The organism is Caulobacter hibisci (assembly GCF_016135805.1).
GTDB lineage: Bacteria > Pseudomonadota > Alphaproteobacteria > Caulobacterales > Caulobacteraceae > Caulobacter > Caulobacter hibisci.
Map to the genome: position 1 here is coordinate 119,678 of NZ_JADWOX010000008.1, position 24,679 is coordinate 144,356.

Sequence of the window (24,679 nt, forward strand, 5' to 3'; positions counted from 1 at the left end):
AGCCTCCCCGAACTTGAGAACGATCGTTCACGATTTTGAGAATGATCGTTCAATCGGCCTTGGAAATGTCCAATACCTGAGCCAGGGTGTCGGGCATTACAAATGCGTTATCGCCCTTACCTTCACCGCAACCCGTACCTATCTCACCCATTCGAAAGTGGGCCGCGGGAGCCACGTTGGCTTCGGGCCCAGGGGATATTGAACTCATGGCTGTGAATTCCTTGTCGGTGATGTCGCCGGACGGCGGCCTGTCGCGCTACCTCACCGAAATCCGCAAGTTCCCGATGCTGGCCAAGGACGAGGAGTTCATGCTCGCCCAGCGCTGGAAAGAGCATCAGGACAGCGACGCCGCGCACAAGATGGTCACCAGCCACCTGCGTCTCGTGGCCAAGATCGCCATGGGCTATCGCGGCTACGGCCTGCCGATCGGCGAGGTGATCTCCGAGGGCAATGTCGGCCTGATGCAGGCGGTCAAGAAGTTCGAGCCCGAGAAGGGCTTCCGCCTGGCCACCTACGCCATGTGGTGGATTCGCGCCTCGATCCAGGAATACATCCTGCGCTCGTGGTCGCTGGTGAAGATGGGCACGACCGCCGCGCAGAAGAAGCTGTTCTTCAACCTGCGCAAGGCCAAGAGCCAGATCGCCGCCTTCCAGGACGGCGACCTGCGCCCCGACCAGGTCAGCTACATCGCCACCAAGCTGGGCGTGCTGGACAGCGAAGTGATCTCGATGAACCGCCGCCTGGGCGGTCCGGACGCCTCGCTGAACGCGCCCCTGCGCGCCGACGGCGAAAGCGAGTGGCAGGACTGGCTGGCCGACGACGACCAGGTGTCGCAAGAGACCGTGGTCGCCGAGAACCAGGAAAAGTCCATGCGCATGAGCCTCCTGGAGGAGGCCATGGTCGAGTTGACCGACCGCGAGCGCCACATCCTGACCGAGCGCCGTCTGAAGGACGACCCGACCACCCTGGAAGACCTCGCCGCCCAGTACGGCGTCAGCCGCGAGCGGGTCCGCCAGATCGAGGTCCGGGCCTTCGAGAAGCTGCAGAAGTCCATGCGCGAGGCGGCCGTCGCCAAGAACATGGTCGAGGCCTGAAGCTTCCCGATCTGCTATGAGAACGGCCGTCGCGACCCTGTCGCGGCGGCCTTTTCGTATCGCCGACGTCGCGAGACCGTCATAAACGGCCTTTTCCTCGCCGCCGACGCGCTCTAAGAGCCTCGCCTTCGATTTTTTCGGCGCTTTCACAGCGCAAATTCAAAGACTTCCCATGACCCGTCACGAACTGAAGACCTGGCCGCAGTATTTCGCCGCCGTCCGCTCGGGCAAGAAGCGCTTCGAGATCCGCCGCAACGACCGCGAGTTCAAGGTCGGCGACGTGCTGGTGCTGCGCGAGTTCGATCCGGACCAGGACGTCTATACCGGCCAGGTGGAAGAGCGTCAGATCACCTTCCTGCTGTCGGAAGAGGACTACGGCGTCATCCACGGCTTCGTGGCCATCGGCTTCGGCGACGTGGTCCACCACCCCGAGGCCCCGGAAAACCACCCGCTGACCGCCGCCGAACTGGCCGAGTGGCACGAGACCGCCGCGGCCAACGCCGCCCTGCGCGGCGAAGAGGCCCGCCGGGTGTCGCAGTCCTACACCGGCACCGGCATGAGCGTCGCCGCCGACCGCCACGGCGCGGTGGCCGCCCTGGCCGAAACCGACGCGGCCTTCCACGCCGCGGCCGCGCGGATCGTCCGCAAGGGCTGAACGTCGATGTGTCATCCTCGCCCTTCGACAAGCTCAGGGTGAGGATGAATTTCGGCACCGAGTCTGCATTGCCCTCATCCTGAGCCTGTCGAAGGACGAGGGCGTGTTCCCTACACCCCGCCCTCGTCGCCGCGCTCGAGGCCGGCCAGGGTCGCTTCGTCCTGGGCCTCGGCGTCGCTGACCTTGCGCAGCACCGCCTGGCGCAGGGCGTAGACCAGCATGGCCGCCAGGATCAGGGCGTTGAGCACGAACGGGGCCCAGCGCACGGCCTCGTAAAGCAGCACGAACAGCGGCGCGACCACCACGTTGAGGCCGTTGATGGCGGCGATCGCCCCGGCGGCGCCCGCCTGATCCTTGGCCGGCACCGACAGCGACGCCCCCGCCGTGAAGCCCGGCCGCGCGAAGCCGTAGCCCATCGACGACACCGCATAGCCGATGGCCACCGCCGCATAGTCCGGCGCGAAGGCGACCACGACGTTGCCCAGGGCCGCCACGGCCACGCCCCAGCGCATCAGCTCGCGCGGGCCCATGGCGAACATCCGGATCAGGCCCCACTGGGCCAGGAGGCCCGCGACAGCGCCCGCCGCCATGGCCAGGGTGATGAAGCCCTGGGCCTTGACCGGGGCGACGCCCAGCTTGTCGATGATCAGGAAGCCCAGGGTCTGGGTCTGGGCGGTCTGGCAGGTGGCGACTAGGAAGCCGAAGATCAGGAACGGCATGAGGCGCGGATCGCGCCACAGGCTGTCGCCCTTGCGCAGCGAGGGGAAGGCCAGGCGCGCGCGGGGCTGGACCTCGCCCGCGCTGGCCGGCCGCTTGGCCTCGTCCAGACCCCGGTGCACGATCCACATCATGCCGGCCGCCAGGGCGGCGAAGGCGAACATCGGCCCGGCCAGGCCCACCACCGGCAGCACGAACAGCGGCGCCAGCAGCGGCCCCACCACCGTGCCCAGGCCGAAGGCCCCGGCCAGGGTGGCCATGGCCTGGGTGCGCTCTTCCCGCTTGGTGCGATCGGCCAGATAGGCCTGGGTGGCGGGATTGGCCGCCGAGCCGAACAGGCCGAACAGCGCCCGCGCCAGCAAAAACAGCACGAAGACCAGCATCGGCGGGAAAAGGTGGTGCAGCCCGGCGCTGACCACGAAGGCGCACAGGGTCATCGACACGCAGAACCCGCCCAGCCCCAGCAGGATCAGCGGCTTGCGGCCCCTCACGTCCGAGCGCTTGGCCCAGAACGGCGAGGACAGCGCCCACAGCAGGGCCGACAGCGAGAAGATCGCCGCCACCATGGCGTCGGGAATGCCGATCTGCCGGCCGATGGCGGGCAGGACCGACAGCATGCCCGTATTGCCCAGCGCCGTGGCCGCCGACACCCCGAAAAGGATGGCGAAGGCCCGCCGGTTGACCTGTTGATCTTGAGCGGCGGCAGACATCGAACAAACGTTAGAGTGGGTTCGCCCCGAGGGGAAGCCCAAGGAAATCCCAAGCGATACCGGGACGCTTTGCCGCAACCCTGGGACGGCCCGAATTAAGGGTCCGCTCATGGCGCGGGCGCGTATTGGGCGCATGCTGCGTCACATCTCCGTCCCCCATAAGCTGCTGCTGGCCTTCGCGGCCATGATCACCATCTGCGGCGCGGCCAGCGCCGTGGTCGCCTTCGACCTGTGGTCGCTGCGCAAGGCGACCGAGATGACCGACGACTCCATGGCCCTGGCCATGGCCAGCGCCCGGATGCAGGCCGCCGCGCTGGAACAGCAGAACGCCATCCTCGGCTATGTCGCCTCCGGCGCCAGCGAGCACATCAAGCGGTTCGATGCGGCGGAGAAGGCCCTGGAAGCCGATCTCGACGCCCTGCGCAACGCCGACGCGGCCGGCGACTACGCCACCGCCGCCGCCAAGCTCTCCGATGCTCGCAAACAGTACAAGGCCGAGGCCCAGGCCCTGATCGAGATGGCCGCCACGCCCGAGGGCCGGGCCCAGGCCGCCACGCAGACGAGCGCTGGCGACCGTCTGGCCGACCTGCGCAAGGTGCTGGCCGAGGTCGAGGCCCAAGAGCATCGCGACGAGGTCGTCCGCTCGGCCAGCCGCGAGCGGGCCTTCGGCCGCGCCTTTCTGGGCATCATGGTGGGCGGGATCCTCGGCCTGCTGGCCTCGCTGGGCCTGGCCTGGCTGCTGACCCGCGCCCTGGGCCGCCCCGTCACCGCCCTGACCGGCGTCATGACCCGCCTGGCCGGGGGCGACAACGGCGTCACCGTGCCCGACGTCGATCGCCGCGACGAGATCGGGGCCATGGCCCAGGCCGTGCTGCGCTTCAAGGACGCCGCCCTCGAGAAGATCGCCGTCGAGCGCGAGGTCGAGGTCCAGCGCCAGGCCGCCGAGGCCGCCCGCCGCGCCACCGAGGCCGAGCGCGAGGCCGCCCGCATCCAGCTGGAGACCGTGGTCGACACCCTGGCCGGCGGCCTGCGCGCCCTGGCCGAAGGCGACCTGACCCGCCGCGTCGACATCTCTTTCCCCGCCGAATACGAGCGCCTGCGCGCCGACTTCAACGCCGCCATCGGCCAGATGGAGGACGCCCTGAAGGTCATCGTCCGCTCGACCGGCGGCATCGAGGCCGGCAGCGACGAGATCGCCTCGGCCGCCGACGACCTGTCGCGCCGCAGCGAACGCCAGGCCGCCAGCCTGGAAGAGACCGCCGCCGCTCTCGACGAGATCACCGCCACCGTCCGCCGCAGCTCGGCCGGGGCCAAGAGCGCGGCCCTGGTGGTGGGCGCGGCCCGCGCCGACGCCCAGCGCTCGCGCGTCGTCGTGGGCGACGCGGTCGGGGCCATGACCCGGATCGAGGCCTCCTCGCGCGAGATCGGCCGCATCGTCGGGGTGATCGACGAGATCGCCTTCCAGACCAACCTGCTGGCCCTCAACGCCGGGGTCGAAGCCGCCCGGGCCGGCGACAGCGGCAAGGGCTTCGCGGTCGTGGCCATGGAGGTGCGGGCCCTGGCCCAGCGCAGCGCCGAGGCCGCCCGCGAGATCAAGGTGCTGATCGCCACCGCCGCCCACGAGGTCGGCCAGGGCGTGTCGATGGTCGGCCAGACGGGCGAGGCTCTTCAAGCCATCGCCGACAAGGTAGGCGAGATCGACGGCCTGGTCGGCGAGATCGCCGCCTCTGCCGCCGAGCAGTCGGCCGGCCTGGTCGAGGTCAACAGCGCCATCAACCTGATGGACCAGACCGTCCAGCAGAACGCCGCCATGGTCGAGCAATCAACCGCCGCCAGCCACAGCCTGAAGAACGAGGCCGCCACCCTGGCCCACCTGGTCGGTCGGTTCCGGGTCGGCGGTCCGGCCCAGGCCCGCAAGGCGTCGCGGGCCGCCTAGCCTCCCTCGCCTGCGGTCAGGCGCCGCACCGGCCTGCAAACCGCCGATACCTTGGATTAATCATTAACAGCCATGATGCCGGCTGAATTTCGCGGGGCTTACTGACGTCATGTTCCAGATCATCGGCATCGTGCTGCTCTTCGGCCTCGTGTTCGGCAGCTACCTGATGGGCGGCGGCAAGATGGACGTGATCCTTCACGCCGCGCCGCACGAACTGATGGCCATCCTGGGCGCCGGCATCGCCGCCTTCCTGATCTCCAACTCGATGACCGTGATCAAGGCCACGGCCGGCGGCTTCGGCAAGATCTTCGCCGGTCCCAAGTGGAAGGCCGGCGACTATCGCGACCTGCTGTCGCTGCTGTTCCTGCTGACCAAGACCATGAAGTCCAAGGGCGTCATCGCCCTGGAAAGCCACATCGAAAAGCCGCACGACAGCTCGATCTTCTCGCGCTACCCCAAGATCTCGAAGGACCACTTCGCCGTCGACTTCATCTGCGACACCCTGCGGATGATGACCATGAACCTGGAGGATCCCCACCAGGTCGAGGACGCGATGGAAAAGCAGCTCGAGAAGCACCACCACGAGACGCTCGAGCCCGCCCACGCCCTGCAGTCGATGGCCGACGCCCTGCCCGCCCTGGGCATCGTCGCCGCCGTGCTCGGGGTCATCAAGACCATGGGCTCGATCACCGAGCCGCCCGCCGTGCTCGGCGGCATGATCGGCGGCGCCCTGGTCGGCACCTTCCTCGGCGTGTTCATGGCCTATGGCCTGGTCGGCCCGATGGCAGCCCGCCTGCAGGCCGTCGTCAACGAGGACGGCGCCTTCTACAAGATCATCCAGGCCGTCCTGGTCGCCCACCTGCACGGCAACGCCGCCCAGATCAGCGTCGAGATCGGCCGCGGCAACGTGCCGACCGTCTGCCAGCCCAGCTTCACCGAACTGGAAGAGGCCCTGTCGCAGATCCCGGCCGAAGGCTGATCGACCCGGCCTTCATCCGTACAGGGCAGATCACGCCGCCGTGATCTTTGTCTTGCAACCTATCCTGAAAAGCAGTTCCTTGCCTTCAAGCGGCCCGGCCTCTACGCCGGGCCGTTGCTCATTCCAGTCGCAAGGAACGCCCCGATGACCACCCAAGTCCTCCGCAAGATCCTGATCGCCGGCGCGGCCATGACCGCCCTGTCGCTGGCCGCCTGCGGCAAGAAGGACGAGGCGCCCGCCGTCGACGAGAAGGCCGCCGCCGCGGCCGCCGCCGGCGCCAGCGACGTGACCGCCGCCGACGCCGGTGAAGCCGCCGACCAGGCCACCGCCGACGCCAACAAGGCCGCCGCCGACGCCGCCGCCGAGCCGGACGCCGTCTCGGCCGCCGAAGGCACGGCCGCTCCGGCCGCCGCCGAACCCGCCAAGGAAGAGCACAAGACCGAAGGCCACTAAGCCTTTCGTCCGTTTCTTCCGAAAGATCCGAAGGGCCGTCCGCGAGGGCGGCCCTTCTTCTATGATGGCTCCATGACTTCCGACTCTTCCGACCCTTCCCTTGGCTCTCCTCAAGAGTCGCCCCTGATCTGGCGCGAGGACGGCATGCCGCAGTCGCGGCTGTACGGCGACGTCTACTTCTCCAGCGCCGACGGCCTGGCCGAGACCCGGGCGGTGTTCCTGGAGGGCTGCGGCCTGCCCGGCGCCTGGTCGGGCCGCGACCGCTTCGTGGTCGGGGAGCTGGGGTTCGGCACGGGCCTGAACATCGCCGCCCTGCTCGACCTTTGGCGACGGGAGAAACCGGCGGGAGCACGGCTGCACATCTTCTCGATCGAAGCCCATCCGATCACCCGCGACGAGGCCGCCCGAGCCCTGGCCGTCTGGCCCGAGCTCGGCGAGGCGGCCCAGGTGCTGCTCGACCACTGGCCCAGCGCGGCGCGCGGCTTCCACCGCATCGACCTGCCCGGCTTCGACGCGGTGCTCGACCTGGCGGTGATGGACGTCACCGAGGCCCTGGAAGCCTGGAGCGGCGCGGCCGACGCCTGGTTCCTCGACGGCTTCTCGCCCGCCCTCAACCCGGCCATGTGGCGCGACGAGATCCTCGCCGCCGTGGCCGCCCGCTCGGCGCCGGGCGCGCGGGCGGCGACCTTCACCGTCGCTGGCGCCGTGCGCCGGGGCCTGGCCGCCGCCGGCTTTTCCTGGGAAAAACGCCCGGGCTTCGGCCGCAAGAAGGAGCGGCTGGAAGCGACCTTCCCCGGCGCGCGGACCGCGCCCGTCCGGCCGCGCAGCCTGGCGATCGTCGGCGGCGGGATCGCCGCCGCCAGCCTGGCCCGCGCCGCCCGCGCCGAGGGCCTGGCGGTCACGGTGGTCGACGCCGGCCGCAACCCGGCCTCTGGCAATCCCGCCGCCCTGGTCACGCCCGCCGTGGACGCCGGCGGCGGCCTCCGCGCGGCCTTCCCGGCCCAGGCCCTGGCCCGCGCGACCGCCCTCTATGACGCCCTGCCCGACGCCGTCCTGGCGCGCGGCGTGCTGCGCCTGGCCACCGGCCCGCGCGATCCCGAACGCTTCGCCGCCATCGCTGGCCAGGACCTGTTCGCCGCCGGCGAGATGGCCGTGCTCGACGGCGAGGCCGCGACGACGGCCCTCGGCGAACCCGCTGCCGGCGCCCTGCGCATGGGCCTGGCCCGCGTCGTCGAGCCCGCCGCCGTGATCGCGGCCTGGCGCGGCGAGGCCCTGGCCGCCGAGGTCGCGCGGCTCGAGCCCATCGAGGGCGGCTGGCGGCTGCTGGACACAGACGGCGTGGAGCTAGTCGTCGCCGACGCCGTCGTCCTGGCCGGCGGGACGGACCTGCCCCGCCTCTGGCCCGAGGCGCCCATCCGCCCGGTGCGGGGACAGACCAGTTGGACCGGTCCCATCGACGAACTCGTGGCTCCAGCCGCTTTCGGCGGCTACGCCGCGCCCACCCGCGACGGCGGGGTGCTGTTCGGGGCCACCCACGACCGGGGCGAGACGGCGACCGACCTCCGCGACGCCGATCACGACCGCAACCGCACGGCCTTGGCCAAGGGACGCCCAGACCTCGCCGCACGCCTCGCCGAGACGCCACTGGACGGCCGCGCCGCCGTTCGGGCGACCACGGCCGACCACCTGCCCCTGGCCGGTGCGGTTCCCGGCGCGCCGGCGGGACTGTTCGTGCTGGGCGGCCTGGGCGGACGCGGCTTCACCACCGCGCCGCTGCTGGCCGAGCATGTGGTGGCGCTGGTGCTGGGAACGCCATCGCCGCTGCCGAGGGAGTTGGCGGGGTTGGTGACGCCAGAGCGCTGAGATCCCTCTCCCCTTGCGGGAGAGGGTGGCCTCCGAAGGAGGTCGGGTGAGGGGTCGAAAGTACTCGCCGCCGCGACGGCGGATCGATCAAGCGCGGCGTCCGATATCTGAGAGACCCCTCATCCGACGGCTGCGCCGCCACCTTCTCCCGCAAGGGGAGAAGGAAAAAAGCAAAAGGCCCCGGAGTTTCCTCCGGGGCCTTCGCATTTCGTCGGGAAGCGTGAGCCTCCGTCCGGTCTCGATCTTAGAAGTTGATCGAGATGGTCGAACGGCGGTTCAGCGGTTCCTTCACGCCGTCGCCGGTGGCGACGGCCGGAGCGCTTTCACCCTTCCAGTCGACCGCCAGGGTCGTGGCCGGCACGCCGGCCGAGACCAGGCCGTCGGCCACGGCCTTCGCACGACGTTCCGACAGGCGGACGTTGTACTTGGGCGAGCCCGAGGTGTCGGTGTGGCCCACGACCGTGATCTTGGTCGCGTTGCCGCCCTTGGCGTAGTCAGCCGCTTGCTGGACCACGGCCTGGGCTTCCGGCGTCAGCACGTACTGATCGAACGGGAAGTAGACCACGAACTCGCGGGCCTCGTAGGCCGGCGGAGGCGGCGGCGGGGGCGGCGGAGCCGGGGGCTCGGGCGGCGGGGGCGGCGGGGGAGGCGGCGGCGGCGGGGGCGGCGGAGGCGGCGGCGACCCGAAGGTGTAGCGAACGCCCAGGGTGATCGAGGTGTCCTTGTAGTCGCCCTCGAAGAAGCCCAGCGGCGTCACGTCGCCGCCCGGAGCGCCGACATTGGCCGTGACCGTGCCCCAGTTGAGGCTCTTGGCCACCAGGTAGCGGCCGGTCAGGTCGACCGACCAGTTCGGCGTCACGTCCCAGGCCAGGCCCAGCAGGCCCTGATAGGCGAAGCCCTGGTCGGTGTCGTCGATGCTGGCGTTCTGGATCGCAGCCGCGCCGGCGGGCACGCCGCTCAGCTGGCCGTAGACCTTGTTGTGCACCCAGGCCGTACCGACGCCGGCGCCGATGAACGGACGCCACGACGAGTCGGGCAGGAAGTCATAGATGACGTTGGCCATCAGGGTGGTGGCCTTCAGCTCGCCGTTCGGCGCGCCGCAGGTCGGATTGGTCGCGTTGCGGATCGGACCGGCGGTGCACAGGCCCAGCGGCTGCGGACGCGAGGCGTCTTCGCCGCGAACGCCCGAGATGTCGCCGCCGCGATAGCCGTATTCGCCTTCGACCCGCCAGTTCGGCGAGATCCGGTAACCGATGCGCGCGAAGCCCGCCCAGTCTTCGTCCGTCGAGAACGTCCAGTCGTAGGGACGGCTGTCCGATGCATTGACCGACGAACTCGCTTCAACGCCCTCGGTCGAGTGGTACCCGACGTCGCCGGCGACATACCATCCGCTCAACGCGCTTTGGGCGGAGGCGCCAGACGCCGCGCAGAGCGCGACGGTTGCGACGCCAGCCAGCAACCCGAATTTCATGATGAGAACCCTCTTTAAAATAGCCAGGACACCCCCCGCGGGGCGGCTTCCAGACGACAAACGCGCCACGTCGCAAATCGGATGTGGCGCCAGCGCCACAGTGGGAGAGTTTCGTCGAATCCTCGACAGAACCCCAAACGATTGGCGCACGGACGTTCGCCCTCCGCGCGACGCGGGCTTTCGCGTCACAAGGGAATGGTCGCGCAGTTTGCAGTCGAGGTCCAGATCAACCCTGGCGATATTGAGAGAACGCTGGGCGGCGAGCGCCGTTGCGCGAGCGGGAGGCGACCAGCGCCGCAAATGAAAGCGTCGCTGGTCACGGGCCGGGCCGCCGATCGCCCCCACGACCTTGCGGCAGGCCACCCTCACCTCTCCACCGCTGGAGGATGCGGTGAAGCCCTTCGCCGCCCGCGCCTCGATCTCGAGCGCGGCGCGACATGTTTCTTAGGATCGCCTCGGCGCCGTCGCGCTTGTGGAGTGCGTGACGACGCCGAGCCGCCCTCCGACCGCATCGGGCCAGCTCGGGGGATCGACCGCCCGACCCGACGCAGGGGAGAACCGCCGCCGAAGCGGCGGAAGCGTTCGGACGAACGGCTAGCATCGGCTCCGCGGAATTGTCGCGTCCCAAAGCTGGAACGCTCCACCGCGGCTCGTAGTGTCGGGTACTGGACAGTGCGAAGCGCTGCATTAACTAGGATCGGGCGTCGGCGGACCGGCGCGCCTCGTCAAAAGTCTTCGAACCCTGATGCTTGACCGCGCGCAGCGGCGTCCGGACGAAAGTCCCTCGCTTGATTTCCCTCTCGTCCTGCTGCTGGCCGCCGGCCACTTCATGGCCTTCGTCGACCGAGCCGTGCCCAGCGTCTACGCGCCGGCGCTGAAGGCTGGCTTCCATCTGACCGACACCCAGCTGGGCGCCTTGCAGGGGCCCGCCTTCGTCACGCTCTACACGATCGCCACCCTGGCCACGGGCCATCGCGGCCATCGCCTGCCGCGCGGCGCCCTGCTGGCCGGTTCGGCCGCCCTGTGGACCCTGGCCACGATGGCCATGGCCCTGGCCCAGACCTATGCCGGCCTGCTGGCCTCGCGCCTGGTGCTGGGGCTGGCCCAGGCCGTATTCGCCCCCACGGCCCTGGCGGTGATCGTCGCCAGCGCGCCCGCGCCTCGGCTGTCGCGCTGGGTCTCGGTATTCACCTCAGGCTCGTCCATGGGCCGCAGCGGCGCCCTGCTGGCCGGCGGCCTGGCGCTCGGCGTATTTTCGAGCGGCGCCCTGCACGCCCTTGTCCCGACGCCTTGGACCCATGCTCCCTGGCGCGCCGCGATCGTGCTGCTGACCCTGCCCAACCTGATCCTGGTCGTCCTGCTGGCCTGGCGGCTTCGCGGTCGCGACGAGACGACCACGCAAGGCCTGGGGCTCGGCGCCGCCCTGGCCCACCTGGCGGCGCGGCCGGCGGGCCTGGGCCTGCACTTCCTGGCGGCCGGCGCGGTCATACTGATGGTGCAGGCCGCGGCGGCCTGGGCGCCGTCGATCGTCAACCGCGCCTGCGGCCTGGGCCCCGCCGCCAGCGCCCTGCTGGCCGGCCTCGTCGTGCTGGTCGCCGCCCCGGCCGGGCACCTGGGCGGCGGCTGGCTGCTCGACCGTCGTCGGCGCGACGGCGGCGGGCCCGCCCTGGTCGTGGCCGGCGGCGCTGTGGCCGCGGCGCTGGGCGCGCTGGTCCTGTCCCGCGCCGCTTCACCCGCCCTGGCCGCCGCGGCGCTGTTCCTGGTCACCGCCGGCGGCGGCGCGGCCGCCCTGGCCGCCCTCGCCGGGCTGCAGCCCCTCAGCCCCCCGGCCCTGCGCCCGGCGATAAACGGCCTCTACCTGGCCTTCGTCACCGTGGCCGGCCTGGGCTTCGGCCCGCTGCTGACCGGCGTGGTCAGCGACCGCTGGTTCGCCGGCCCGCACGGCCTGGCCATGGCCCTGGCCGTGGTGCTGGCGCTCGCCGGATCCCTGGCCGCCCTGGCCGCGTTCCTCGGCGCGGGACCCTGGCGGCGGCTGGCGCGCGACCTGCGCGAGACCGCGAGCGCCTAGATGCCCACCGCCGTGACCGACAGCTTCCGCTTCTTCAGCGAAGACCATCCGGCCGACCGGGCCTTCGACCTCTATGCCGCGCTCTATTCGCGCGGCTCGGACGTCAGCCGGGGCGAGGGCCCGTTCTTCGCCAAGGTCCGCGCCTGGCGGCTGGACAAGATCCTGCTGTTTGAACGCCGGCTGTCGGGCGTGGTCCATGCCCGCCGCGAGCGGGTCGCCAGCGACGGCTTCGACCATTTCGTCCTGACCCACGTGGTCGAGGGCGAGGTCCGGCTGGAGGTATCCGGCCCGCCCCGGATCCTGGCGCCGGGCGAGGGCGTGCTGCTCGACACCCGCCGGCCGATGCGCAGCGCCCATCGCGACGCCCTGATCCTGACCGCCAGCATCGCCCGCGACGTGGTCGAGGCCGCGCTCGGCCCGGCCGGACGACTGCACGGTCAGATCCTGGCCCCGCCCGACAACCTCGTTCTGGCCGACTTCCTGACCTCGCTGACCCGCCGGGGCGACGCCCTGACCCCGGCCGCCCTGCCCGCCCTGGGCCGGGCCTTCATCGACATTCTCTCATCGGTCGGCGGCGAGGCCCCGCGCACCGGCCGCGAGGACCAGCGCCGCGACCTCGCCCGCCGCGAGACCGTGCGCCGCTTCGTCCTGCCGCGCCTGGCCGACAAGACCCTGTCGGTCGACGCCATCAGCACCGGGGCCGGCATCTCGCGCTCGTCGCTCTACCGGCTGTTCGACAAGCAGGGCGGGGTGGCGCGGTTCATCCAACTGATCCGCCTGGACGCCCTGCGGGCGATCCTCGACGCCGAGGGCCACGCGCCCGACGCGGCCGAGCTGGCCGACCGCCTGGGCTTCGCCGGCGCCCCGCAGATGGAGCGATTGTTCGCCGAGCTGCACGGCGTGGGTCCGCAAGACTATGCCGAGGCGGTCGCCGGCAAGCCTCGTAACGACCCCGACGTCGCCCGCCGACGCTGGGCCGGCTGGCTGAACGAGCTGGACTAGCCCCTACTTCGGAGGCCGCCCGACCAGCACCCCGCGGCCGTGCGGGGCGATATAGACGACGCCGTAGTCCAGCAGGTCGCCGGCCAGGCCGTGGATGTCGCCGAACTGGTGGGCGTCGTCGTTGATCCGCGTCCACGAGCCGCCCTCGTCGTCGGAGCGCCACAGCCCGCCGCGCCCCTCGACCTTGCCGTACAGATAGACCGTCGGATAACCGTCCTTCTCCCTGGGAGCGCCGAAGCTGACCGACCAGGCGGCGTCGACCTTGCGGACCGACTTGAACGGCGCCCCGGCGTCGCGCGAATGCACCAGGCCGGTCGGCAGGGCGATCCACAGGTCGCGCATCCGCGTCGGCACGACCGCCAGTTGGGCCCGCTCCCAGCCCTGCGTCGCTGGCAGGCCCGAGGCGATGGCCGTGAAGGTCAGGCCGCCATCGACGCTGACCAGGATGCGGCCGGCGACCCGGTCGAGGACGTAGAACACCCGCTCGACCACCTTGTCGGCGACCGGAACCAGCGCCTGGTCGCGCCCGGCGGGCCAGCCGGCCGAGGCTGTCCAGGTCTTGCCGCCGTCGAGCGAGGCGTAGCCGGCGTCCTTCTCCGGCGCCCACAGCAGGGCCGAGCCCTTGGCCGAGACGGCGATCACGCCCGGCCCGCGCCACGGCTGGCCCTCGGTCGGCGCCTTGTAGGGCGAGGCCGGCAGCGGCCGCCAGTTGGCGCCGGCGTCCACCGAATAGACGCCGTTGGGCTTGGTGGCGTTGGTCGTGCGCACGATGAAACCAGGCTTCTGGCCGGCGTAGTCGACGCTCCAGTTGGTCTCGGTGTTGGGCCGGAAAAGGCCGTTGGCGGGGGAGCGGGTGATGTCGTCCCAGGCCGCGCCGCCGGTGTCGCCCATGGCCGCCAGCAGGGTCGGCCCACCGGTCGGCGAGGCCAGCTGGGTGACAGCCCCCTCCTCCAGATTGTCGATCCGCGCCTCGAAGGCCACCGGCGCATCGCCGCCGGCCGCCGTCAGGTTGCGGCTGACCCACAGGCCGCCGCCGTGGCCGTAGATCATCTCGTCGGCGTCGAAGGGGTTGACGCTGAGCGCCGAGATCCAACCGCCCATCTTGCGCTCGGGATTGCTCTGGGCCAGCCACGGATAGGCCTCGGCCGAGAACCCCGCCTGGCGGCTCAGCGCGCTCCAGCTTGCGCCGCCGTCGCGCGACACGAAGACGTCGTCGTGCGGCCACCAGCGATCCAGGGTCGAGACCACCAGCATGCCGTCCGGCCCGACGTCGACGCCGGAATAGCCGCCCTGGGCGCCCTCGCCGGCCTTGCTCGGCGAGATGTCGCGCCAGGCGCCCGTCGCGGGGTCGCGCCGGCGCACGCTGCCACCCTTGGCGTGGCTGGGATTGACCGCCGCCTGGCCGTCTCCCTCGGCAAAGGTGACATAGAGCGTGCCGTCGGCTCCGAACGCGGCCCGCTGCGGCAGTTGGGTCGGGGCGCCGGCCACCGGCTGGAACGAGCCCCCGCGGTCGCGGCTGACGAAGAGCCCGCCCTTGCCGTCGGCGCTCCCGACATAGAGCTCGCCCGTCTTTGGGGCGAAGATCACCAGGCTGATCGCCTTGGCCGGCGAGGCGGCCAGCTTGGAAAAGCTGGCTCCGCCGTCGGTGCTGCGCCACAGCCCGTCCTGGTTGGAGCCGAAATAGATCGTCTTCGGATCGGCCGGATCGACCATCAGCCGCTCGCCCGTCCCGCGCCCGTCGGCGTTGCCGCCCACATGGATCGGCAGCTCGGTCTTCTTCCAGGTGGCGCCGCGATCGTCGGAGCGCAGCACCGCCCCCTTGCGCGCCCAGTCCTGCAGATAGAGGCCGCAGACGGCGTAGAGCTTGTTCGGATCGGAGGGATCGACCGCCAGGCTCAGCACGCCCATCAGGTCGGCGTCCTCGCGCGGCAGGTGGTCGAGCAGCGGAATCCAGCGCTTGCCCGCGTAGTCGTAGCGATAGGCCCCGCCGACGTCGGTGCGGGCGTAGAGCAGGCCCTTCTCGCGCGGATGATAGACGAAGCCGTCGACATAGCCGCCAGCGCCATAGGGCACGCTGGTCCACGCATAGGGCGCGGCCTCGGCCGCCGCCGCGCTTGCAGCGGGCCCGGACACGGCCAGCAACAGGGCCAGGCCCGCGCCGCCCACGACAGACTTCATGCCGTTGAAGATCATCTCGTTTCCCCCGTTGCGCCCGGGACGATCTCTACGGCCTCGCCGTCGTCGCCCTCGCCCTTGTGAGCGCTACCATATCGAAGATGATTAATCCTACAATACAGGGGTTCAGGGTGACTGCGCGACTACGCACAGGCGCGCCGGTCACACTGATCGGCTTGCGACGCACGACAACACGCCGCCCGGACGAACCGGTCACGGCGTTGAAGCGATGGCGATTTCAGAGGAAGGGAATGGTGGACGCGACAGGGATTGAACCTGTGACCCCCTCGATGTCAACGAGGTGCTCTCCCGCTGAGCTACGCGTCCGCCGAAGCGGTCCGAAGCGCCTCGTGAGGCGTCCCGGCCGGGAAGGTGTGGGGGTATAGCGGCGGCTTGGCCGGGGCGCAAGCCGCGCTGAAAAACTTTTTTGCGCTTACGCCGCCATCATCTTTTCGACCTCGGAAACGAGGTCGCGCAGGTGGACGGGCTTGGACAGCACCTTAGCGCCGGCCGGGGCGCGGTCCTGGGCCGAGAGGGCCACGGCGGCGAAGCCGGTGATGAACATGATGCGCAGGGCCGGGTCGCGGGCGGCCGCCTGGCGCGCCACCTCGATGCCGTCCATGCCGGGCATGACGATGTCGGTCAGCAGCAGGTCCCACGGGTGGTCGAGGTGGCCGACGGCCTCTTCGCCATCGGCGCAGGCGGTGACTTCGAAGCCGGCGCGTTCAAGCGCCCGGGCCAGGAAGCCGCGCAGCGAGTCGTCGTCTTCGGCGAGGAGGATGCGGGCCATGTCGGTCAGTGTCCGTTGGATCTCGTCTCTGGAAAGCCGAATCTAGGCCCGAGACGGTAAATCGCCGGTGAACCGACGTGGACCGTCCACAGATACGACAGGGCGCGAGGCCATTTGACCGCAAGCCCGGCGCCCTCGACTATGTGACGCATGAACGCATGGGACCCGATCAGCCCGGACAACATGTCGCGCGCCGCCTCCCCGGCTGGCGCGTCGCCGTCGGGCGTGCCTGGGGGCGCGCCTGGACGCGAGCCCGCGTTCGAGGCGACGCGCGCCGCCCCCGAGGGCCAGGCCGCGCCCACGCCCATGGTGTTCGCCTCGCCCCACTCGGGCGTGCTGTATCCGCCGGAGATGATGAGCGCCGCCCGCCTGCCCGAGAGCGTGCTGCGCGGCTCGGAGGACGCCTTCGTCGACCGGCTGATCGCCGGAGCCCCGGCCCGGGGCGTCTCGACGATCCGGGCGCGGCTGGCGCGCTCGTACATCGATCTCAATCGCGACCCCTGGGAAATGGACCCGGCGATGTTCGACGGCGACCTGCCCGAGTTCGCCCGCGGCCGCACGGCCAGGGTCGCCGCGGGGCTTGGCGCGATCGCGCGGGTGGCGGACGGGCGACCGATCTACGCCCGCAAGCTGACCTTCGCCGAGGCCAAGGCCAGGGTCGAGCGCGGCCACAGGCCCTATCACGACATGCTCGACCGCCTGCTGGCCCAGGCCAGGGCCGCCCACGGCCTGGCGGTGCTGATCGACTGGCACTCGATGCCGGCGGCGGCGGCGCGGGGCTCGCGGGCTCGCGGCGGCGGTCCGTGCGACATCGTGCTGGGCGACCGCTTCGGCGCGGCCTGCGCGCCCGAGCTGACCAAGCTGGTCGAGCAGGCCCTGGAAGGCATGGGCTACCGCGTCGCCCGCAATGCCCCCTATGCCGGCGGCTACACCACCGAGCACTACGGCCGCCCCGCCCGGCGCACCCACGCCCTGCAGGTCGAGATCAACCGCGCGCTCTATATGAACGAGACGACGCGCGAGCCGACCGAGGGCCTGGCGACGCTGACGGCGCATGTGGAGCGGCTGACGGAAATCCTGGCGGGAACGGACTGGTCGGGGCTGAAATAGCGCTCTCGGGAGCGGCTTTGAGCGGCCAAAGGCCTGCAAACTGCCGCAAAGCCCTGCAAACTCGCGCCTCCCGGCGTCAGGCCAAAAAAAAAGCCCGGCGGTAAGGCCGGGCTAGTTCATTAGGGAGGAAACGCCCAGGAAGGGCAGAAGCGGCAGCGCCGCCTCACCCCTTGTTTATAGGGTGCGCTGCGAAATCGAGCAAGTGGAAAGTTGGACAGCGTTGTCGAATTTTCTGCGACATCCTGTAGCAACCCTTTGCACAGCAAGGATCGGAGAACGCCGATCTTCAAGCTTGACTATAAAATAGGCATTGCTGCGCTGCACAATTAGTTGCTGAAGAAACGACAGCCGCCCGAAACCACCTCAAACCCGGTAGGAATAAGGGTTTCCAGCATGACACCGGTATCTGCGACATAAGGAACGTACGCGCGGGGTGGATAAACGCAGCGCAGTCGCGTAAAAGCCGCGCGCCTGACGCGCGCAGCGTCTCAAGATTTTTTACCCCGAAAGCCCGCCGTCCTCCCATGTCCATGCGAAATATCGCCATCATCGCGCACGTCGATCATGGTAAGACCACCCTCGTCGACCAGCTTCTGGCCCAGTCGGGCGTGTTCCGCGCCAACGAGGCGACGACCGAACGCGCCATGGACTCCAATGACCAGGAGCGCGAGCGCGGCATCACCATCCTGGCCAAGTGCACCAGCGTCCTGTGGAACGGTGAAGCGGGCGAAACCCGCATCAACATCATCGACACCCCCGGACACGCCGACTTCGGCGGCGAGGTCGAACGGATCCTCGGCATGGTGGACGGCTGCGTCCTGCTGATCGACGCCGAAGAAGGCGTCATGCCGCAGACCAAGTTCGTGCTGACCAAGGCGCTGAAGATGGGCCTGAAGCCCATCCTCTGCATCAACAAGGTCGACCGCGCCCACGCCGATCCGGACCGCGTGCACAACGCCGCCTTCGACCTGTTCGCCGCCATCGGCGCCACGGACGAGCAGCTGGACTTCCCGCACATCTACGCCTCGGGCCGCGCCGGCTGGGCCACGCTGGACATGAACGTGCCCAGCGACAACCTCGGCCCGTTGTTCGACCTGATCGTCCGCCACGTGCCGGAACCCAAGCAGATCGCCAAGAAGGACGAGCCGTTCCAGATCCTGAACGTGCTGATCGAAAGCGATCCGTTCCTGGGCCGCCTGCTGACCGGCCGCATCGAGAGCGGCAAGGCCGTCCCCGGCATGGCCATCCACGCCCTGGACCGCAACGGCAAGGAAATCGAGCGCGGCCGCATCACCAAGGTGCTGGCCTTCCGCGGCCTGAAGCGTCAGCCCGTCGACGAAGGCGCGGAAGCGGGCGACATCGTCGCCATCGCTGGCATGTCGAAGGCCACCGTCGCCGACACCCTGTGCGCGATGGAAGTCACCGAAGCCTTGCCGGCCCAGCCGATCGACCCGCCGACCATTTCGATGACCGTCTCGGTCAACGACAGCCCGCTGGCCGGCCGCGAAGGCGACAAGGTCCAGTCGCGCGTCATCCGCGACCGTCTTCTGAAGGAAGCCGAGTCCAACGTCGCCATCAAGGTGACCGAGACCAGCGAAGGCGACGCTTATGAAGTGTCGGGCCGCGGCGAACTGCAGCTGGGCGTCCTGATCGAGAACATGCGTCGCGAAGGCTTCGAGGTGTCGATCAGCCGTCCGCGCGTCGTGTTCCAGAACGACCCGGAAACCGGCAAGCGCATGGAACCGATGGAAGACGTCATGATCGACGTCGACGACGAGTTCTCGGGCATCGTCATCGAGAAGCTGTCGCTCCGTAAGGCCGAGCTGAAGGACATGGGCCCGTCGGGCGCGGGCAAGACCCGCATCCAGCTGACCGCCCCTTCGCGCTCGCTGATCGGCTACCAGGGCGAGTTCCTGACCGACACCCGCGGCTCGGGCGTGCTGAACCGCGTGTTCAGCCACTACGAGGGCTACAAGGGCGCCATCGACCAGCAGCGCAAGGGCGTGCTGATCTCCAACTCGGACGGTGAAACCGCGGCCTACGCGCTGTGGAACCTGGAAGAGCGCGGCACCATGTTCGTCGGCGCCGGCGAGAAGACCTATCTCGGCATGATCATCGGCGAGAACGCTCGCCAGGATGACATGGACGTCAACCCGATGAAGGCCAAGCAGCTGACCAACGTCCGCGCCTCGGGCAAGGACGAGTCGATCCGCCTGACCCCGCCGCGGAAGATGACCCTCGAGCAGGCCATCGCCTACATCGAGGAAGACGAGCTGGTCGAAGTGACCCCGAAGAACATCCGTCTGCGCAAGCAGATCCTGAACCCGTCGTTCCGCAAGAAGCGCGTGAAGGAAGACTAGTCTTCGGGATCCTTCGGGATCTGAACGAGGCCGCCGACCGCGAGGTCGGCGGCCTTTTTCGTGCTCGAAGCCCAGCACAGGGCGCATGGCGCGGCGCGCCCAAAGAAAAAGGCCGCCGCCCGAGGGCGACGGCCTTTCCAGCTTGCAGGCGACCTGCGTGTTACCAGCTGCGCTCGACCGAGACGAAGCCCTTGCGGCCCTTCAGGTCGTAGCCCCAGACTTCGGAGTTGCCGACGCGATAGCTGCTCGAGATCGAGGGCGGCGCCTCGTCGAACAGGTTCTGCACGCCGAAGGTCAGGGTCGTCTTGTCGTCGATCGTCTTGCGGAACGAGACGTCGTGATAGGCCATGAACTCGGTGTAGTACTTGCGGCCGACGTACTTGTAGTAGACGCCGCCGGACACGTAGTCGTAGTTGGTCGACGAGGCGTACTTGCTCGACGCGACGGTGTCGCCGGCCAGTTCCGCGTCCGAGCCCTTGCCGGTGATCGACGTGGTCCAGTTGACGGTCCAGTCGTCGTGGCGGAAGGCCAGGCTCATGCGGCCCGAGAAGTCCGGACCGTCATAGATGAAGGTCGAACCGTTGTAGTCGTCCTCGGTGCTGTCGCCGAACAGCTTGGTCGTGTCCTGCAGCTGCCAGCTGAACTCGCTGTGGAACGACAGCTTGCCCGCCGGGAAGTCGTGGCGGTAGTCGACGTTGAGGTCGAGCGCGCGGTTCTTCTGTTCGGCCACGTTGACGTAGTTGTTGTGGACGATCAGGGCTCCGGACGAGTCACGTTCGACTAGGGCGCAGAACGCGCTGGAGAGGTTGGTCGACTCGTAGCAGCGCTCGGCGATGTTGGCCGCGCCGAACTGCGAGATCTCGTTGTCGATGTCGATCTCGGAGTAGTCGACGGCGACCTGCAGGTTCATGAACTGCGGGGTCCAGATGATCCCGGCGATCTTCGACTCCGAGGTCTCGGCCTTCAGATTGCCCGAACCGCCGCCCGTGTAGACCTTGCTGGTGTAGGTCGTCCGCGAGCTGGACACGCCTTGGGCGGCGCAGTTGGTCTGGATCGTGGCGCTGACGCCGCTGCTGCCCCACAGGATGCAGGGGTCGGCCGTCGTGTAGCCGGTCTGGTCGGCAAGATAGAGCTCGTACAGCGACGGAGCGCGGAACGAGGTGCCGTCCGACAGGCGCACGCGCCACGACGGCGTAATCTGCCAGTTCAGGCCGAACTTGTAGACGTCGTTGTCGCCGTAGCTATCGACCTCGGTGTGACGGCCTGACATGGTCAGGTCGAGGCGCTTGACGAAGGGCAGGTCGCGGACCACCGGAACCTCGACCTCGATGAAGGCTTCGGTCGTCGCGTCGTGACCGGCGGTGTGGCCCGCCTGGGTCAGGTTGAGGTTATTGTTCTTCAGCGAGGCTTCACCCGGGGTGTCGTCGAAATCGTCCTTGCGGAACGACACGCCGACGGCGGCGCTGACCACGCCGGCCGGCAGGGTGAACAGGTCGCCCGTCGCCGAGACCTCGCCCATCCACTGCTCGTAGACGGTGTGGCCGACGTCGACGCCGAACAGGAAGGCCTTTTCAGCGTCCGTGAAGTTGCCCGACAGCACGCGCGAGCTCAGCCACGGAATGCCGGTGGGCAGGGTCGAGCAGTCGCCGCCCGAGATCGTCACCATCGACTGAACGCAGTAGTTCGTCGAACCGGCGGCCATGGTCGCGGCGACAGCGTCGCTGTTGATCGTGCTGACCGAATAGGTGCCGTCGGACTTGCCGTACTGGGCGTAGGCGTCCCAGCTCCACGACTTCAGGAAGTCGAGCTTAGTGTCGGCTAGGCTCCGCAGGTCGCCGCGGACGCCGCCTAGGGTGTGGTAGTAGTCGATCTTCTGGATCGAGTCATAGGCCACCGAAATGACCGGCTGAACCGTGCCGGCGGCCGCGCCCAGGGTGTTGTTCGGGTTGGTCGAGGCCAGAGTGGCGTAGAGCTGACGCGCGCCGTCCTGCTCGGAGTTGCGGCGGTTGTAGAGCACCTCGCCATAGGCCTCGACCGAGTCGGAGATGTCGTAGCCGCCCTTGACGTACAGGCTGTAGCGCTCGACCGGGCTGATCACCGTGGCCCGCTGCCAGGCCGCCGAATCGTAGTTGGCGTAGCGGTAGCTGTCCGGATAGTTGGCGCGCGCGACGCGGGCCAGGCCGGCGAAGGTGCTGTTGTTGCCCGCATAGCTGTAGTCGACGCCGTCCTGCTTATACTGCAGGTAGCCCACGCTCGTGGAAATGACGTTGTTGATCTGGTTGTAGCACTTCAGGCCGCCGTTGATGGCGTCCGTGTAGTCGATCCGCGCGCCGGTCTGCAGGTTGGTGTAGTTCTCGCTGGCGCAGCTGGTGTATTCGCGGTCGCCACGACGCAGGGCGTTCTGCTTGTAGTAGCTGCCGGTGACGTTGACGTAGCCGCGATCGAACGCCTTACCCCACAGAGCTTCGGCCGTGTACTGGTTGCCGCCGCCGCCGCTGGAGAACGGGGCATTGCCGTACAGCTTGATCTTGCCGCCGTCGAAATCCTTCTTGGTGATGTAATTCACCACGCCGGCCACGGCGTCGGACCCGTAGATCGACGAGGCGCCGTCCTTGAGGATTTCCACGCGCTCGACGATGGCGTTCGGGATGGTGTTCAGGTCGGTCGGGCCGACCGTGCCGCGCACGCCCGACGGGGCGATCCGGTGGCCATCCAGCAGCACCAGGGTGCGGTTGGCGCCCAGGCCACGCAGAGAGATCGAGTTCACGCCCGGGCCGCCGGTGGTGTTGTAGCCGGTCAGCTCGTTGCCGACCTGGAACGAGCCGCTGGCGACGGACGAGCCCTGGATGATGCTCGTGGTGTCGATCAGGCCCTCCAGCGACGCCTGGTCGGCGGTGATCACCTGGATGGGCGAGGCGCTGGTGTAGGCGTTCTGCTTCAGACGCGAACCGGTGACGACCACCGCCTCGACGGCGTCGGCGTCGTCGGCGGGCGCGGTCGAAGCGGCCTTGGCCTTGGCTTCGGCCTGGGCCCAGGCGCCGACAGGCGCGAGGCCGAGGCCCGCGATCACCGACGTGGCCAGCAGCAACTTGCGATCAAGCATTAGAACTTATTCCCCCATGGAGAGATTAGCTTGGAAACTTCACCCCTCGCGAAGCCTCCATCATGGCAGGTGCTTTAGGACGGCAAGGGTCGTCGGGAAGCGATAACACACCCCAAGTCCGAGCTATTTTCCTAAAAACCCCGCCAAAGCCGCCTTCCGTAGCAATAATCAGCCAAGGAAGATCAGGGGGCAGACATTAGCCGGTCACAGTTCCGACTTTATCTCCTGAGGGCAAATAACACCCACTAACAGATAGTTATATTGTCCACACAACATCAATACTTGGAATTTCCTGAAATATACGAATGCGCGATGATTGCACCGCCGGCCAGCACCCGCATTGGGCGCATGGCCGTGCAACCGCCGACGCCCGGGTTTTGGGCGCCGACACGCGCGTGACTCGAGTCAGCGTCCCGTCACGCGCCAGATGACGTTGCCGACATCGTCGGCCGCCAGCAGCGCGCCGCGCCGGTCGAAGGCCACGCCCACCGGCCGTCCCAGGGCGTCGCCCTCGGCGCTCAGGAAGCCGGTCAGCACGTCGCGCGGCGGACCGGACGGCTTGCCCTCGGCGAAGGGCACGAAGATCACCTTGTAGCCGCTGTGCGGCTTGCGGTTCCACGAGCCGTGCTGGCCGATGAAGGCCCCGCCCTTGAACGCCGCCGGCAGGGCCGAAGACGTGTCGAAGGTCAGGCCCAGCGAGGCGGTGTGCGGCCCCAGGGCGTAGTCGGGGACGATGGCCTTGGCCACCAGGTCGGGCCGCTGCGGCTTGACCCGTTCGTCCACGTGGCGGCCGTAATAGCTGTAGGGCCAGCCGTAGAAGCCGCCGTCCTTCACCGAGGTCAGGTAGTCGGGCACCAGGTCGCTGCCGATCTCGTCGCGCTCGTTGACCACGGTCCACAGGGCGCCCGTCGAGGGCTCCCAGCCCATGCCGTTGGGATTGCGCAGGCCGCCGGCGAACTGACGCTTGACCCCCGTAGCGACGTCGATCTCCCAGATCGCCGCCCGCCCCTCCTCGTCCGGAAAGCCGTTCTCGGCGACGTTGCTGTTGGAGCCGACGGTGGCGTAGAGCTTCTTGCCGTCCGGACTGGCGATCAGGGCCTTGGTCCAGTGGTGATTGCGCGGCCCGGCCGGCAGGTCGGCGACCCGCTCGCCCTTGGCGGCGATCGAGGTCTCGCCGGTCTTGTAGGGGAAGCGCAGCACCGCGTCGGTGTCGGCCACGTAAAGAGTGTCGCCCACCAAGGCCATGCCGAACGGCGAGTTCAGGCCTGACAGGAAGTTGGCGCGCAGGTCGGCGACGCCGTCGCCGTCGGTGTCGCGCAGCAGGGTGATGCGGTTGGCGCTCTTGGTCGCCGCCCCCGCCCGCTTCATCACCAGCCCCTGGATCTTGGCCCGCAGGCCCTTGCTGTCCTCGGGCTTGGGCGGGGCGTTGGTCTCGGCCACCAAAACGTCGCCATTAGGCAGGATCTCGATCCAGCGCGGATGGTCCAGCTTGTCGGCGAAGGCCTTGACCGCCAGCCCCTCCGCCGGCTTGGGCGCGCCGCCCGCCGGCCAGCCCTTGGCCGGGGCGATATTCATCGTCGGCAGCAGGGTCTTGTTGGGGGCCGGCAATTCGGGATTGGGGCCCGTGCCGGCCGCCACGTCGAGCTTGGCCCGCTCGCCGCACGCGGCGACGCTCATTGCCGTCAGCGCCGCGGCGGCGACCAGGACGCGCTTCATCAGGCGCGCCGACGGAAGAGACCCAGCAGGGCCAGCAGCACCACCGCGCCGATCGTCGAGATCACCAGGCTGCCGATCCAGCCCGTCGCGCCCAGTCCCACCATGCTGGCCAGGAAGGCGCCGATCAGCGAACCGACCAGGCCGACCACCAGGTTGGTCAGCAGCCCATGGTCGCGCTTCATGATCTTCTCGGCCAGCCAGCCGGCGAAAATGCCGATGATGATCGCACCGATGAAACCCACGCCGTTCATGCCGTCGCTCTCCTGATTAGCCCTCGGGTGGTTGGGAAATGCACGGGGCGCGGCAGAGGTTGCCTGCCGCCTGCCGCGCCCCCTCCGGCCCTCCGGGCCACCTCCCCCAGAGGGGAAGGATCTACGCCGCAAGATGCTCCCCCTCTGGGGGAGCTGTCGCGGAGCGACTGAGGGGGCAGCGCGGCCGCTAAACCTTGGCGCCGCGCCGCCACCGCGCCATGGTCGC

17 protein-coding genes and 1 tRNA gene are annotated in these 24,679 nt (G+C 69.2%); 10 read left to right on the plus strand and 8 right to left on the minus strand.

What is annotated here, in order from left to right; all coding sequences use genetic code 11:
- The first annotated feature begins 197 nt into the window (after positions 1-197).
- Positions 198-1,094, plus strand: a complete 897-nt coding sequence (rpoH, locus tag I4Q42_RS13235) for an RNA polymerase sigma factor RpoH (protein ID WP_198576650.1) — start codon at positions 198-200, stop codon at positions 1,092-1,094.
- Between the two features lie 172 nt (positions 1,095-1,266).
- Complete coding sequence (locus I4Q42_RS13240) at positions 1,267-1,749, plus strand: ASCH/PUA domain-containing protein (RefSeq protein ID WP_198576545.1); 483 nt, start codon at positions 1,267-1,269, stop codon at positions 1,747-1,749.
- Positions 1,750-1,859: 110 nt separating this feature from the next.
- On the opposite strand, the gene I4Q42_RS13245 is transcribed toward I4Q42_RS13240, so the two are convergent.
- Complete coding sequence (locus I4Q42_RS13245) at positions 1,860-3,176, minus strand: MFS transporter (protein WP_198576546.1); 1,317 nt, start codon at positions 3,174-3,176, stop codon at positions 1,860-1,862.
- A gap of 133 nt (positions 3,177-3,309) precedes the next feature.
- Between I4Q42_RS13245 and I4Q42_RS13250 the strand changes: the two genes are divergently transcribed.
- The 4 genes from I4Q42_RS13250 to mnmD all read left to right on the plus strand — a co-directional run bounded on the left by I4Q42_RS13250 (position 3,310) and on the right by mnmD (position 8,407).
- Entirely contained in the window at positions 3,310-5,112 is a 1,803-nt protein-coding gene (locus I4Q42_RS13250; protein ID WP_232793097.1) for a methyl-accepting chemotaxis protein, read from the plus strand.
- A 109-nt stretch (positions 5,113-5,221) separates the two neighbouring features.
- The gene (motA, locus tag I4Q42_RS13255; protein ID WP_198576547.1) at positions 5,222-6,091 is read left to right on the plus strand and encodes a flagellar motor stator protein MotA; all 870 of its coding nucleotides are present in this window, start codon (positions 5,222-5,224) and stop codon (positions 6,089-6,091) included.
- A 144-nt stretch (positions 6,092-6,235) separates the two neighbouring features.
- Entirely contained in the window at positions 6,236-6,544 is a 309-nt protein-coding gene (locus I4Q42_RS13260; RefSeq protein ID WP_198576548.1) for a hypothetical protein, read from the plus strand.
- Between the two features lie 72 nt (positions 6,545-6,616).
- Complete coding sequence (gene mnmD / locus I4Q42_RS13265) at positions 6,617-8,407, plus strand: tRNA (5-methylaminomethyl-2-thiouridine)(34)-methyltransferase MnmD (RefSeq protein ID WP_198576549.1); 1,791 nt, start codon at positions 6,617-6,619, stop codon at positions 8,405-8,407.
- Between the two features lie 244 nt (positions 8,408-8,651).
- Here mnmD and I4Q42_RS26405 read toward each other — a convergent pair whose 3' ends face one another.
- Positions 8,652-9,878: an OmpA family protein gene (locus I4Q42_RS26405; RefSeq protein ID WP_198576550.1), complete on the minus strand. Its 1,227-nt coding sequence runs from the start codon at positions 9,876-9,878 to the stop codon at positions 8,652-8,654.
- Between the two features lie 745 nt (positions 9,879-10,623).
- On the opposite strand from I4Q42_RS26405, the gene I4Q42_RS13275 reads away from it, so the two are divergent.
- Both I4Q42_RS13275 and I4Q42_RS13280 read left to right on the plus strand, forming a co-directional pair.
- Positions 10,624-11,946 (plus strand): MFS transporter, encoded by a 1,323-nt coding sequence (locus tag I4Q42_RS13275; RefSeq protein ID WP_198576551.1) that lies wholly within the window; start codon positions 10,624-10,626, stop codon positions 11,944-11,946.
- Positions 11,947-12,948, plus strand: coding sequence for an AraC-like ligand-binding domain-containing protein (locus I4Q42_RS13280; RefSeq protein ID WP_198576552.1), 1,002 nt, complete (start codon positions 11,947-11,949; stop codon positions 12,946-12,948).
- A 3-nt stretch (positions 12,949-12,951) separates the two neighbouring features.
- On the opposite strand, the gene I4Q42_RS13285 is transcribed toward I4Q42_RS13280, so the two are convergent.
- The 3 genes from I4Q42_RS13285 to cpdR form a co-directional block, all read right to left on the minus strand.
- Positions 12,952-15,126, minus strand: coding sequence for a WD40/YVTN/BNR-like repeat-containing protein (locus I4Q42_RS13285; RefSeq protein WP_232793098.1), 2,175 nt, complete (start codon positions 15,124-15,126; stop codon positions 12,952-12,954).
- 249 nt (positions 15,127-15,375) lie between these two features.
- Positions 15,376-15,450 (minus strand) — tRNA-Val (locus I4Q42_RS13290).
- Between the two features lie 106 nt (positions 15,451-15,556).
- Positions 15,557-15,913: a cell cycle two-component system response regulator CpdR gene (gene cpdR / locus I4Q42_RS13295; RefSeq protein ID WP_198576554.1), complete on the minus strand. Its 357-nt coding sequence runs from the start codon at positions 15,911-15,913 to the stop codon at positions 15,557-15,559.
- Positions 15,914-16,063: 150 nt separating this feature from the next.
- Here cpdR and I4Q42_RS13300 point away from each other — a divergent pair, with 150 nt between their 5' ends.
- Positions 16,064-17,023: an N-formylglutamate amidohydrolase gene (locus I4Q42_RS13300; protein WP_198576555.1), complete on the plus strand. Its 960-nt coding sequence runs from the start codon at positions 16,064-16,066 to the stop codon at positions 17,021-17,023.
- A 524-nt stretch (positions 17,024-17,547) separates the two neighbouring features.
- Positions 17,548-19,383, plus strand: a complete 1,836-nt coding sequence (gene typA, locus I4Q42_RS13305) for a translational GTPase TypA (RefSeq protein WP_198576556.1) — start codon at positions 17,548-17,550, stop codon at positions 19,381-19,383.
- Positions 19,384-19,543: 160 nt separating this feature from the next.
- Here typA and I4Q42_RS13310 read toward each other — a convergent pair whose 3' ends face one another.
- The 3 genes from I4Q42_RS13310 to I4Q42_RS13320 form a co-directional block, all read right to left on the minus strand.
- The gene (locus tag I4Q42_RS13310) at positions 19,544-22,486 is read right to left on the minus strand and encodes a TonB-dependent receptor plug domain-containing protein (RefSeq protein WP_198576557.1); all 2,943 of its coding nucleotides are present in this window, start codon (positions 22,484-22,486) and stop codon (positions 19,544-19,546) included.
- 405 nt (positions 22,487-22,891) lie between these two features.
- The gene (locus I4Q42_RS13315; protein WP_198576558.1) at positions 22,892-24,202 is read right to left on the minus strand and encodes a PQQ-dependent sugar dehydrogenase; all 1,311 of its coding nucleotides are present in this window, start codon (positions 24,200-24,202) and stop codon (positions 22,892-22,894) included.
- The gene (locus I4Q42_RS13320) at positions 24,202-24,453 is read right to left on the minus strand and encodes a GlsB/YeaQ/YmgE family stress response membrane protein (RefSeq protein ID WP_198576559.1); all 252 of its coding nucleotides are present in this window, start codon (positions 24,451-24,453) and stop codon (positions 24,202-24,204) included. Before I4Q42_RS13320 ends, I4Q42_RS13315 begins: the two co-directional genes overlap by 1 nt.
- Positions 24,454-24,679 lie beyond the last annotated feature (226 nt).